Source organism: Streptomyces sp. R35 (genome assembly GCF_041053035.1).
In the GTDB taxonomy this organism is placed as follows: domain Bacteria; phylum Actinomycetota; class Actinomycetes; order Streptomycetales; family Streptomycetaceae; genus Streptomyces; species Streptomyces lutosisoli.
This window is the reverse complement of sequence record NZ_CP163440.1, coordinates 2,449,504-2,462,523: the sequence shown is the minus strand read 5'-3', so window position 1 is coordinate 2,462,523 and position 13,020 is coordinate 2,449,504. Positions and strand designations below refer to the sequence as shown.

The following is a 13,020-nucleotide window of genomic DNA, read 5'->3' as shown; positions in this document are numbered from 1 at the left end:
TATGCCTCAGGCCCTCAGTTCTTCAGTTCCGGCGGGGAGATCTCCGACTTGGCTATCGCCGAACCCGTCGTGCCCCACTTCTTCAGGATCTTCTCGTACGTTCCGTTCGCGATCAGGTCGTTCACCGCGGCCTGGAAGGCGGGCGCCAGCTCGGTGCCCTTCTTGAAGGCGAAGCCGACGTCGAGACGGTGGAACTCGTTGAGGAACTTGACGCCCTGCTGGTGGGCGACGGCGTAGCGGAGGCCGTTGATGGTGCTCATCACGATGTCGCTGCGGCCCTGTTGGAGCGAGGACCAGATCGCGCCCTGCTCGCTGTAGGTCTGCACCTTGTACGCCTTCTTGCCGGCGTCGGTGCAGACCTTCTTGTTCTCCTCCAGTGTCGCTTCGAAGGTGGTGCCCGCGCCCGTCGCGACGTTCAGGCCGCACAGCTGCTTCAGGTCGGTGATCTTCGTCAGCTTGCTGTCCGAGCGGGTGGCGAAGCCCTGGCCGTCGTTGATGTATGTGACGAAGTCGATCACCTTGCGGCGCTCGTCGGTCACGCCGAAGTTGCTGGCCCCGACGTCGTACTTGCCGCTGTCGAGGGCCGGCAGGATCGCCTCGAACGAGGCCTGCTCCGTCTTGAGTTCGATGCCGAGCGCCTTGGCGACGGCGTTCGCGAAGTCGACGTCCTGGCCGGTCAGGGTCTTGCCGTCGTTCAGATACGTGGTGCCGGGCGGAGTACCGCCGACGCTGACCGCGAGGGTGAGGCTGTGTACTCCGGAGGGCAGCAACTGGGCGGCGGCCTCGTCCTTCTTGACAGCGGAGACGACGTCCGTGGTGGGGATCTTGTCCGTCTTGGCCGCGGCCTGGGCGGTGCCGCCGGTGGAGTCGTCCGAGCCGGAACCGCACGCGGTGAGCAGCAGGGTCGCCGAAGTAATCAGGGCAAAGGGCGCAAAATATCGATTGCGGGCACGCGTGGGCGTACGCATGGTGTGCGGTCTCCTGAAAGCAGAAGGCGGGAGAGGAAGCGCGAGGGGAGGGGTGCGCGTGTGAAGGCGGGGGAGAACGCGAAGGCGCCCGTCAGGAGCGGGCGCGCAGGGGGTCAGCTCAACAGGACGAGGACCACACTCGACCGAAGTCGATGTGGGAGCGCGTGACCAGCCACTGCTGCCGATTCATGGCCCAAGTGGAACAGGCATCCGTTTCTGCGTCAACTGCGCTGAGACGTAACGCTCACAGTATGGACAGCCTTGACAGTGAGGGGAAACGTCCCCGTACTCTCGGTGGACGGTCCTGCTGAGGGGCTCGGCCGTATGCGCCCAGTGGCGCTCCGTGTGAAGGCATCAGCCGCGTTCGATCCCGACGCATCACGGAGCCTTCGCATGTCCTCCGACACCCTTACCAAGGCCGCCTCGGCCACACCTGAACACCCGGAAGACGCCGCGCCCCTGCGCATCGTCCCGCGCCGCCGTCCCGGCCTGTGGGCCACCGCCGTCGTCGTGCTGGCGCTGCTCGGGCTGACCCTCAACTCCGTCGTGCGCAATGACGCGTTCCAGTGGGACGTCGTCGGCGACTACTTCACCTCGGCCTCCGTGCTGCGCGGCCTCTGGCTCACCCTCTGGCTGACCGCGGTCGTGATGGCGCTCGGCTTCGCCCTCGGCACCCTGCTCGCCGCGTTCCGGCTCTCCACCAACCCCGTGCTGAGGGCGGTGAGTTGGGGATACGTCTGGCTGTTCCGGTCGATGCCGATCCTGGTGCAGCTGCTGTTCTGGTTCAACATCGGGGTGCTGTACCCGCAGATCCTCGGTGTGAAGACGGTGAACCTGCTCGGCCCGGTCACCGTCGCCGTCGTCGGACTCACTCTGCACGAGGCCGCGTATGCCGCCGAGGTGGTGCGCGGCGGCATCCTCTCCGTCGACCGCGGCCAGATCGAGGCCGCGCAGGCGCTGGGCCTGAGCCGGTGGCGCCGCTGGTGGAGGATCGTGCTGCCGCAGGCGATGCGCTCCATCGTGCCGCCCGCCGGGAACATGCTGATCGGCACCCTCAAGGGCACCTCCATCGTCAGCGTCATCGCCGTGCAGGACCTGCTGTACTCCGTGCAGCTCGTGTACCACCGCACCTACCAGGTCATGCCACTCCTGATGGTGGCCACACTCTGGTACGTCATCATCACCTCGGTGCTGAGCGTCGGGCAGTACTACGTCGAGCGGCACTACGCGCGCGGTTCGGGGCGCGGCCGATGAGCACAGGACGACCCTCGCTGGTGATCGTGGGGGCCGGGCCGCGGGGGACCGGTCTCCTGGAGCGGATCGCCGCCAACGCGCCCGAGCTGTACGGCGATTCGGGCACACAAGGCCTGGAAGGGTTCGACATTCATCTCGTCGACCCCTATCCGCCGGGTGCCGGACGCGTCTGGCGCGAGGAGCAGTCGCCGCTGCTGTGGATGAACTCCGAGGCCCAGGACGTCACGATGTTCACCGACGAGACGGTGGACATGGCCGGGCCGGTGCTCGAAGGACCCACCCTGCACGAATGGGCGCGCCTCGACGGGCGCACCTTCGCGGACCGGCCGCGGCAGGGCGCGTACATGCGCTGGGTCTACGAGCGTGCCGTGGCCGCCCTGCCGCCGGGCATCCGGGTCCATCACCACCCGCGCCGCGCCCTGCGTGTGGGCGGGCCCCGCGAGGGGCGCCAGCAGGTGTGGCTGGAGGGCCTGCCGCGACCGCTGCCCGCCGATCTCGTCGTCCTGGCCCTCGGCCACCTCGACGCCGAACTCGACGACGAACAGCGCGAGTTGGCCGCGTACGCGCGCGAGCACGGGCTCGTCCATCTGCCGCCGGACTTCACCGCCGACAGCGACCTGTCAGCCCTGAAACCGGGCGAACCCGTTCTCGTCCGCGGCTTCGGGCTCGCCTTCGTCGATCTGATGGTGCTGCTCACGGAGGGGCGCGGCGGGCGGTACGAGGACGGGGTCTACCACCCGTCCGGGCGGGAGCCGATCCTGCATGTCGGCTCCCGGCGAGGCGTCCCCTACCACTCCAAGATCGGCTACGGCTGGGAGGGCGAACGGCCCCCGCTGCCACGGTTCTTCGGGCCCACCGAGATCGACGGACTCCTCGCGCGTCCCGGAGGCTTCGACTTCCGGCGGGACGTGTGGCCGCTGGTCGAGAAGGAGCTGGGGTTCGCGCACTACCACCGGCTGTTCACCGCGCATCCCGAGCGCACCCGGACCGCCTGGACGGACTTCGAGGAGAAGTACGCGGCCGGCGACGGCGCCGAGATCCAGGCGCTGGTGGCGTCCGCCGTGCCCGACCCCGCCGACCGGCTCGACCTCGCCGCCCTCGACCACCCGCTGGACGGGGTGCGGCACACCTCGTACGAGGAACTCCAGACCGGGTTGCGCGCGTACATCGAGAATGATCTGAGTCGACGTCATCAGCCCTCCTACAGCCCGGACTTGGCCGTCTTCCTTGGACTGCTCTCCGTCTACGGTCAGCTGGTCCGGCTCGGTGACATCGGCTCGTGGTGGCACGGCTTCTTCAGCTATCTGGCATCCGGGCCGCCCGGACCGCGGTTGCGGCAGATGCTCGCGCTGTCGCGGGCCGGGATCCTGAAGTTCGCCGGCGCCGACATGACCGTCACCGCCGAGGACGGGGTCTTCCGGGCGGGCAGCGCCACCGTGCCCGGCATGACGATCGAGGCTCGCGCCCTCGTCGAGGCACGGCTGCCGCACCCCACGGTCGAGCGCACACGGGACTCGCTGCTGCGGGAGCTCTACGCCGACGGGGCCGCCGCGACCCCCGAAGGACTGCTCGCCGTGGACCCCGTCGACGGCCGGGTCCTGGACCGTTCCGGCGCCCGGCACCCCCGGCGCTTCGCGCTCGGCCCGCACACCGATGCCCGGGGATCCGGCGCGTTCACCCGGCCGCGTACCGGTGGCCCGGCCTTCCGGCAGAACGACGCGACCGCGCGTGCCGCGCTGGCGTTCCTGCGCGACCTGTCCTGTCGCGCCGCCTGACCGCTCCGCCCGTCTTCCCCTCGAACGTCAACTCCCTGAAGGGACCCCCGATGAGCGCGCCGCTCACCAAAGATCAGCCGGTCTCCACCGCCATGGTCGACATCAGGTCCGTACACAAGCGCTTCGGTTCGCTGGAGGTGCTCAAGGGCGTCGATCTCGAAGTACGGACCGGTGAGGTCACCGTGATCCTCGGTCCTTCCGGCTCGGGCAAGTCGACCCTGCTGCGCACCATCAACCACCTGGAGAAGGTCGACCAGGGCTGGATCAGGGTCGACGGCTCGCTCGTCGGCTACCGGCGCTCCGGCGACAAGCTGTACGAGCTGCCCGAGCGCGAGATCCTCAAGCAGCGCACCCGGATCGGCTTCGTCTTCCAGAACTTCAACCTCTTCCCGCACCTCACGGTGCTGGACAACATCGTCGAGGCACCGGTCTCCGCCCTGAAGCGGCCCCGCAAGGACGTCGTCGAGACCGCGCGGAGGCTGCTCGACCGGGTCGGGCTCGCAGACAAGGCCGACGCCTACCCGAAGCACCTCTCGGGCGGCCAGCAACAGCGAGTCGCCATCGCCCGCGCGCTCGCCCTGGAACCGAAGCTGCTGCTCTTCGACGAGCCGACCTCGGCGCTCGACCCCGAGCTGGTCGGTGAAGTCCTCGACGTCATCAAAGACTTGGCCCACCAGGGCACCACGATGATCGTCGTCACGCACGAGATCGGGTTCGCCCGCGAGGTCGCCGACATCGTGGTCTTCATGGACGACGGCCGCATCGTCGAGCGGGGCGCCCCCGGCGACGTACTCGAACGGCCGCAGCACGAACGGACACGGGCGTTTCTGTCGAAGGTGCTGTGAGGCATGACCAAGGGCTTCCGCTCAAGTGCCCAGTGTTTACAGGAGGGTTCATCCGTATGACGTCATCGCCCGGCCGGGGGCTGCTGCACCTGGCCGCCGCCGTCGATCAGGAGTCGGCGTACGACGCCGGTTCCCACGTCGAGCTGGCGCGGCTCGCGGAGCGTGGCGTGCTCGACTTCGTGACGCTCGGCGACACCTTCGCGCGGCCCGGACTCGACGCACTCTCGGTGCTGTCCCGCCTCGCGCCCGTCACCGGCCGGATCGGTCTGGTGCCGACCGTCACCACCACGCACACCGAGCCCTTCCACGTCCAGGCGGCCGTCGCGACCCTCGACTGGGTGAGCCGGGGCCGCGCCGGCTGGCACATCGACGTGTCGACGACCGAGGGCGAGGCCCGGCTGTTCGGCCGGCGCCATGCCGCACCCGCCGACGCGCTGTGGCAGGAGGCCGGGGAGGTCGCCGACGTGGCCGCCCGGCTCTGGGACAGCTGGGAGGACCACGCCGAGATACGCGACGAGGCCACGGGCCGTTTCATCGACCGGGACAAGCTGCACCACGTCGACTTCGAGGGCGCCGGCTTCTCCGTGAAGGGCCCCTCGATCGTGCCGCGGCCACCGCAGGGCCACCCCGTACGGGTCGTCGACGCGACCGAGGGGCCCGCCCGGCGGACGGCGGCCCGGTACGCGGATGTAGCGCTCGTGCGGGTCGCCGGCCCGGCACAGGCGCGTGCCCTACGGGCCGAACTGCGGGACAGCGCAGCCGAGTTCGGACGGAACCCCGACGACCTGCGTGTCCTCGCCGGGCTCACCGTCGACCTCGGTGACGGCGAGCGTGCGGCCGAGCCGGGCCACGGCGGCGGCGGTCCCCGGCAGACCGCGCAGGGCCCGCTGTACCGCGGCGGCCCCGTCGACCTCGCCGAGCTGATCGCCGCCTGGCACCAGGCCGACGCCGCCGACGGCTTCCACCTCACGCCCGTCGAGCCGCACCGTGACCTGGAGCGGCTCGTCAACGGAACGGTCGCGCTGCTCCAGCACCGCGGTCTGTTCCGCACCTTCTATCCGGGCAGCACGCTCAGGGAGCACCTGGGCCTCGCCCGGCCCGCCAACCGGTACGCCGTGGCAGGGGGAACGTCATGACCGTACGGAAACAGGTCCACCTCGCCGCCTACTTCCCCGGCGTCAACAACACCACCGTCTGGACCGATCCGCGCTCCAAGTCGCAGATCGAGTTCGCCTCGTTCGAGCACCTCGCGCGCACCGCCGAACGCGGCCTCTTCGACTTCTTCTTCCTCGCCGAGGGGCTGCGGCTGCGCGAGCACAAGGGACGTATCCACGATCTCGATGTCGTGGGACGGCCGGAGTCGCTCACCGTGCTGAACGCGCTCGCCGCCGTCACCGAGCGGCTCGGGCTCGCCGCCACGGTCAACGCGACCTTCAACGAGCCGTACGAACTCGCCCGCAGACTCGCCACGCTGGACCATCTCAGCGGGGGCCGGGCCGCCTGGAACGTGGTGACGTCGTCGGACGCGTTCACCGGGGAGAACTTCCGGCGCGGGGGCTATCTGGACCCGGCCGACCGGTACACCCGCGCCGCCGAATTCGTCGAGACGGCAAGGGAGTTGTGGGACTCCTGGACGCCCGACGGTCTGCCCCGGCCCTTCGCGCACCGGGGCCGGCACTTCGACGTCGCGGGTGAGTTCACCGTGCCGCGCCCGCCGCAGGGGCACCCCGTCGTCATCCAGGCCGGGGACTCGGCGGAGGGCCGTGAGTTCGCCGCGTCCGCCGCCGATGTCGTCTTCACACGGCACGGCACGCTGGAGACGGGCCGCGCGTTCTACGCCGATGTGAAGGGGCGGCTCGCACGGTACGGACGGGCCTCCGAGGAGCTGAAGATCATGCCCGGAGTCACCTTCGTGCTCGGCGACACGGCCGCCGAGGCGCAGGAGCGGGCCGCCGAGATCAGACGGCAACAGATCTCGCCGCAGAACGCGATCCTCACCCTGGAGCAGATCTGGGGCATCGACCTCTCCTCGTACGACCCCGACGGTCCCCTTCCCGACATCGACCCGGAACCGGAGTCGGCCCTGGCGCAAGGCCGGGTGCGCGTCGCCGATCGCTACGCGGTCGCCGAGCAGTGGCGGACCCTGTCGCGCGAGAAGGGCCTGTCCATCCGGCAGACCGTCATCGAGGCGTCCGGGCGGCAGTCCTTCATCGGCACCCCGGACGCGGTCGCGGCCGAGCTCGACGAGTTCGTGCGCAGCGACGCCGCCGACGGCTTCATCCTCGTACCGCATCTGACACCCGGCGGACTCGACGAGTTCGTGGACCGGGTGGTGCCGCTGCTCCAGGAGCGCGGCGCGTTCCGCACGGAATACACGGGCACGACGCTGCGCTCACACCTCGGGTTGGCGGAGTCGGTATGGAAGGGTTGATCACATGACGACGGATGCATCCGAGGACTGGAAGCACTGGCACGAGCACCGCATCGAGACGGTGTCCGCGCCCTACGGACCGCTGGCGCTCACGGGCACGCACTGGATCGAGGACTATCCGGAGGGGCGACTTCCGGACATCCCCGGGCTGTGGGCCGCCAAGGACGACGCGGTCGTCCTGACGGCGACGGCCGAGGACGGGCTCACCGTCGACGGGGAGCCCTTCACCGGCGAGGTCGTGCTCGACGCCGACCTCGGACCGGCGGCCGGGGCCCGCGTCGGACGCGGCGAGCGACGGTTCGTCGTCCTCGTGCGCGAAGGCATCTGGGGCGTACGCGACTACGACCCCGCCGCAGACGCGCGGGGCGCCTTCCAGGGCATCGAGGCCACTTCGTACGATCCGCGCTGGTCGGTGCCGGGGCACTTCACGCCGTACGGCGAGGACCGCACCGTACGCGTCGAGAACGCCGACGGAGTCGCGCGCGGCCTCGGGCTCGGCGGTGTCCTCGCCTTCACCCTGGACGGACAGGACCTCACGCTCCAGGTTTCGGTCGAGAACGACGGCTCGCTGTGGGCCGTCTTCGCCGACGCCACCAGCGGGGACAGCAGTTACCGCTTCCGGTTCCTGCGCCCCGCGGCGCCCGACACCGAGGGGCGTACGACGGTGGACTTCAACCGGGCCGTGCTCCCGCCGTGCGCATTCGCCGACCACTTCATCTGCCCCTTCCCGCCGCCCGGGAATACGCTGGGCGCGGCCGTCGAGGCGGGGGAGCGGAACCTGCTCTGAGCCCTCGCCCCTTCCTCATGCGCGCGCCGACGGAGACGACCGTCGGCGCGCGTTGCGTTCGCGTGCCCATCCGGTTTCCTTTCCTGTGAGTCTCTTGTGTGCGACGGGATCCGGCGTCATCCTCTCCAGCGGTGCATGTCAGGAACACGCCATTCTCGGCAGCGCCTCACGGGCCCCCACCCCGTAGGGCCTTCCGCTTCCCACGAGGAGGATCAGTGAGGATCAAGCGCACCCGACTGCTCGCCGTCGCCGCAGGACTCGTCGCCACCACCGTGGCCGCCCTGCCCAGCGCCACGGCCGCAGAGGCTCCCCGCAGCGCCGCCCAACTCGCCCAGGTCGAGGACGCCGTGCAGAGCGCCTCGGTGGGCGGCACCGCCTGGTACGTCGACCGGGCCGCGGGACGCGTCGTCGTCACCGCGGACAGCACGGTCTCGAAGGCCGAGATCGCGCAGATCAAGAAGACCGCAGGCGCCGACGCCGGCAGCCTCAGAGTCCAGCGCTCCGCGGGCGTCTTCAGCCCGCTGCTCTCCGCCGGGGACGCCATCTACGGCGGCCAGTACCGCTGCTCGCTGGGCTTCAACGTCGTCAGCGGCAGCACGTACTACTTCCTGACCGCGGGGCACTGCGGCAAGGTGGCCAAGACCTGGTACACCGACCAGGCGCACACCACGTTGATCGGCCCGACCACCGGCTACAGCTTCCCCGGCAACGACTACGCGCTCGTGCGCTACGACAACACCGCGCTCAGCCACCCCGGCGGCTACAGCGCCGCCAGCGCCTTCGTGGGCGAGTCGGTCAAGCGCACCGGCTCCACCAGCGGCACCCACAGCGGTACCGTCACCGCGCTGAACGTCACGGTCCACTACCAGGGCGGCGGCACAGTGAGCGGCATGATCCAGACCAACGTCTGTGCGGAGCCCGGCGATTCGGGCGGTCCGCTGTACGACGGCACCAAGGCCATCGGCATCACCTCGGGCGGCAGCGGCGACTGTCAGACCGGCGGCACGACGTTCTTCCAGCCGGTCACCGAGGCGCTCAGCGCGTACGGCGTCAGCATCTACTAGGGGTCCATCGAACGCGCAAGATCAACCTCCGTACGGAGTACGTCAGTTGAACGCTGCACGGCCGAAAGGCGCCCTTGCGCCGTTCGGCCGTGCCGCCGAATACTCCCCCACAGCGCTTGTCAGGGGCACGGCTTGTCCGGAATCCGGATGGGCGGCCCCCGGCTGCGCCTCACGGGCCCCCTACCCCACGACACGAGGGCCCCCGACTTCCCTTCGGAGGAACGAAACGTGAGGATCAAGCGCACCACCCCCCGCAGCGGCATAGCGAGACGGACCCGGCTGATCGCCGTCACCACCGGGCTCGTGGCCGCCGCATCGTTCGCGATCCCCAGCGCGAACGCGGCCGACGTGCACACCTTCAGCGCCACCCAGCTGAGTTCGGTGAACAAGTCGGTGCTCAAGTCCGACATCGCGGGCACGGCCTGGGCCGTCGACAGCAAGACGAACCGCGTCGTCGTCACCGTCGACAGCACGGTCTCGAAGGCCGAGATCGCGAAGATCAAGAAGGACGCGGGCGGCAACGCCGCCGCCCTCACCATCAAGCACACCTCGGGCAAGTTCAAGAAGCTGATCACCGGCGGCGACGCCATCTACGGCGGCCAGTACCGCTGTTCGCTCGGCTTCAACGTGCACAGCGGGAGCACCTACTACTTCCTGACCGCCGGCCACTGCGGTGAGGTCGCCTCCACCTGGTACTCCAACTCCGGTCACACCACGACGCTGGGCACGAACGTCAGCTACAGCTTCCCGACCAACGACTTCGCGCTGGTGAAGTACACCAACACCTCGATCGCCCACCCGAGCGCGGTCGGCAGCCAGACCATCAGCAGCGCGGCCACGCCCAGCGTGGGCACCACCGTCTACCGTCGTGGCTCGACCACCGGCACACACAGCGGCCGGGTCACCGCCCTGAACGCCACGGTCAACTACGGCAGCGGCGACGTGGTCTACCAGATGATCCAGACCACGGTGTGCGCCGAGGGCGGCGACAGTGGCGGTCCGCTCTACGCGGGTACCGTCGCCTACGGTCTGACCTCCGGTGGCAGCGGCGACTGCACCTCCGGCGGTACGACCTTCTTCCAGCCGGTCACCGAGGCGCTGAGCTACTACGGCGTGAGCGTCGGCTGACCGACCGGTCGACTGATCGACAGGCCGGCTGACTGGCCGCTACCCCCCACATACGGCTTCCGCACGGCCAGACCTGCAGCCAGCAGCAGGCGAGCCCCCGCACGCAACTGACGTGCGGGGGCTCGCCCTTGGTCAGGTGACGGAGTTACCGTCGAAGTACACGCTGTACACGTCTGATCCGTGCACGCTGTACACGCCTGATGCGCCACTTCGGACCCTGGGGGGCCGTAATGGTCGGTGAACTGGTGGCGGCGGGAGTCTCCGTCGCATCCGTGGGGCTGGTCTATGTGATGGCCGGGGCCCGTGTAGTCAAACAGTACGAACGGGGCGTGGTGCTGCGGCTCGGCAGGCTGCGCTCGGAAGTGCGCGGTCCCGGGTTCACGATGGTCGTGCCCTTCGTCGACCGGCTTCGTAAGGTCAACATGCAGATCGTGACGATGCCGGTGCCCGCGCAGGAGGGCATCACGCGGGACAACGTGACGGTCCGGGTCGACGCGGTCGTCTATTTCAAGGTGGTGGACGCGGCCGACGCGGTCATCCAGGTCGAGGACTACCGTTTCGCGGTCTCGCAGATGGCGCAGACCTCGCTGCGGTCGATCATCGGCAAGAGCGATCTGGACGATCTGCTGTCCAACCGCGAGAAGCTCAACCAGGGCCTGGAGCTGATGATCGACAGCCCGGCCATGGGCTGGGGTGTGCAGATCGACCGCGTCGAGATCAAGGACGTGTCGCTGCCGGAGACGATGAAGCGGTCGATGGCCCGGCAGGCCGAGGCCGACCGTGAGCGGCGCGCCCGGGTCATCAACGCGGACGCGGAGCTCCAGGCCTCCAAGAAGCTCGCGGAGGCCGCCGGAGTGATGTCGGAGCAGCCCGCCGCGCTCCAACTGCGGCTGCTGCAGACGGTGGTGGCGGTCGCGGCCGAGAAGAACTCGACGCTCGTACTGCCCTTCCCGGTGGAGTTGCTGCGGTTCCTGGAGCGGGCGCAACCGTCGGCCCCTCCGGCGCCCGAGCAGTCACCGCCCGCGGTCCAGCAACCGGTGCAGGAGCAACTGCCGCCTACGGAAACTCCCTTGGATCAGGGCGCCGAAGGGTCGAAAACCAGACAGGACTAGTCCTCACAGGCCGCATAGCGACCACACGCGCGGAGTGTTTGCACAGGGAACCCACGTGGTGTGACAACGCACGGTCAAGGCGCCGGGGGCGCACGCCTGTTGGCGCACGGGCGTCCAGAAGTCGACCTTGTGTGCCCCCTGTGCGCCTCGGAATAGTGGGCCGCGAACAACTGGCATGGACGCGGCTCGATGCGGTCCGAAGCTGCTTTTGGCACGCTCTGATGCTGCCTTTGGCGCGGTCTGACGCCGCTTTTTGTCGTGCGCCGGGTTCATGTCCGTACGCCTTCCGGTCGGGGAGGTCCCCATTACCACCCCGACCGACCCCCCACAGGAGGACGTGAGTTGAAGCACCGACGCATACCCAAGCGGCGTGCCGTAATGGCGGGTGCGGGCATCGCCGCACTTGTCGCCGCCGGAGTCACCTTCCAGACTGCGAACGCGAGCGAGGCCCCGAAGACCCCGGCGCCCCACACGCTCTCGATCACGGCGGCCGGAAAGCTCGCCTCGACCCTCGGCGAGGACCTCGGCGCCGACGCGGCGGGAACGTATTACGACGCGAAGTCCCGGCACCTCGTGGTCAACGTGCTCGACGAGGCCGCGGCCAAGACCGTCGCGGCGGCCGGCGCCAGGGCCAGAATCGTCGAGAACTCCCTCGCCGAGCTGAAGAGCGCCCGTACGACGCTCAAGAAGGACGCGACCATCCCCGGCACGTCCTGGGCGACCGACCCGGGGACCAACAAGGTCGTCGTCACCGCCGACCGTACGGTCTCCCCGGCCGAGTGGGCCAAGCTGACCAAGGTCGTCGACGCGCTCGGCTCCACGGCCGAACTCCAGCGTACGAAGGGGGAGTTCAAGCCCTTCATAGCGGGCGGCGACGCCATCACCGGCTCCGGCGGGCGCTGCTCGCTCGGCTTCAACGTGGTCAAGGGCGGGCAGCCGTACTTCATCACCGCCGGGCACTGCACCGAGGCGATCTCCACCTGGTCGGACTCCAGCGGCAACCAGATCGGCACGAACGAGCAGTCCAGCTTCCCGGACAACGACTTCGGTCTGGTCAAGTACACCGGGAACGTCGACCACCCGAGCGAGGTCGACCTGTACAACGGCTCCTCGCAGCCCATCACCAAGGCGGGCGACGCGACCGTCGGTGAGAAGGTGACCCGCAGCGGTTCGACGACCCAGGTGCACAGCGGCACGGTCACCGGCCTGGACGCCACCGTGAACTACGGCAACGGCGACATCGTCAACGGGCTCATCCAGACCGACGTGTGCGCCGAGCCCGGTGACAGCGGCGGCTCGCTGTTCGACGGCGACACCGCGATCGGCCTCACCTCCGGCGGCAGCGGCGACTGCACCTCGGGCGGCGAGACCTTCTTCCAGCCGGTCACCGAGGCGCTCTCGACGTTCGGTGCCGAGATCGGCTGACGGCTCGCACCATTTGACGGAGCCCCGTCCTCGCTTGTGCGGGGGCGGGGCTTTCGCGTAGCGCCGTACAGAACGAAGCGCCGTACAGAAGGTGCGGGCCGTCTGTGGCTGGTCGCGCAGTTCCCCGCGCCCCTTAGGGCGCGTTCGTGCGCCGGCCGACGGTACGCCGACCCCGGCCCGGGCCCGGTCGCCGGTCGCGCCGTCCGGTGTTTGCGCAGGTGGGACGGGCTC

11 protein-coding genes are annotated in these 13,020 nt (G+C 69.5%); 10 read left to right on the top strand and 1 reads right to left on the bottom strand.

The genetic code is table 11. The features are described 5' to 3' along the window. Positions 1–14: 14 nt before the first annotated feature. The gene (locus tag AB5J50_RS11485) at positions 15–968 is read right to left on the bottom strand and encodes a transporter substrate-binding domain-containing protein (RefSeq protein ID WP_369257247.1); all 954 of its coding nucleotides are present in this window, start codon (positions 966–968) and stop codon (positions 15–17) included. A 393-nt stretch (positions 969–1,361) separates the two neighbouring features. Here AB5J50_RS11485 and AB5J50_RS11480 point away from each other — a divergent pair, with 393 nt between their 5' ends. From AB5J50_RS11480 to AB5J50_RS11435, 10 genes are all read left to right on the top strand, one after another. After that, positions 1,362–2,222 (top strand): amino acid ABC transporter permease, encoded by an 861-nt coding sequence (locus AB5J50_RS11480; RefSeq protein WP_369257245.1) that lies wholly within the window; start codon positions 1,362–1,364, stop codon positions 2,220–2,222. Next, positions 2,219–3,997 carry an FAD/NAD(P)-binding protein gene (locus tag AB5J50_RS11475; RefSeq protein ID WP_369257243.1) on the top strand — a complete coding sequence of 593 codons (1,779 nt, stop codon included), beginning with the start codon at positions 2,219–2,221 and terminating at the stop codon, positions 3,995–3,997. The genes AB5J50_RS11480 and AB5J50_RS11475 overlap by 4 nt, the downstream gene beginning before the upstream one ends. A 50-nt stretch (positions 3,998–4,047) precedes the next feature. After that, entirely contained in the window at positions 4,048–4,842 is a 795-nt protein-coding gene (locus tag AB5J50_RS11470) for an amino acid ABC transporter ATP-binding protein (RefSeq protein ID WP_369257241.1), read from the top strand. A 56-nt stretch (positions 4,843–4,898) separates the two neighbouring features. After that, entirely contained in the window at positions 4,899–5,978 is a 1,080-nt protein-coding gene (locus AB5J50_RS11465) for an LLM class flavin-dependent oxidoreductase (RefSeq protein WP_369257239.1), read from the top strand. Next, positions 5,975–7,273, top strand: a complete 1,299-nt coding sequence (locus tag AB5J50_RS11460) for an NtaA/DmoA family FMN-dependent monooxygenase (protein WP_369257237.1) — start codon at positions 5,975–5,977, stop codon at positions 7,271–7,273. The genes AB5J50_RS11465 and AB5J50_RS11460 overlap by 4 nt, the downstream gene beginning before the upstream one ends. A 4-nt stretch (positions 7,274–7,277) precedes the next feature. Further along, a complete protein-coding gene (locus AB5J50_RS11455) occupies positions 7,278–8,060 on the top strand; it encodes a DUF1684 domain-containing protein (protein WP_369257235.1) in 783 nt (260 codons plus the stop codon). A gap of 215 nt (positions 8,061–8,275) precedes the next feature. Then, positions 8,276–9,124: a S1 family peptidase gene (locus tag AB5J50_RS11450; RefSeq protein ID WP_369257233.1), complete on the top strand. Its 849-nt coding sequence runs from the start codon at positions 8,276–8,278 to the stop codon at positions 9,122–9,124. Between the two features lie 228 nt (positions 9,125–9,352). Beyond that, on the top strand, positions 9,353–10,252 hold the full coding sequence (locus AB5J50_RS11445; RefSeq protein WP_369257231.1) for a S1 family peptidase: 900 nt from the start codon (positions 9,353–9,355) through the stop codon (positions 10,250–10,252). Positions 10,253–10,482: 230 nt separating this feature from the next. After that, entirely contained in the window at positions 10,483–11,364 is an 882-nt protein-coding gene (locus AB5J50_RS11440; RefSeq protein ID WP_369257229.1) for a slipin family protein, read from the top strand. 378 nt (positions 11,365–11,742) lie between these two features. Continuing rightward, positions 11,743–12,789, top strand: coding sequence for a S1 family peptidase (locus AB5J50_RS11435; protein WP_369265368.1), 1,047 nt, complete (start codon positions 11,743–11,745; stop codon positions 12,787–12,789). Positions 12,790–13,020: the final 231 nt, after the last annotated feature.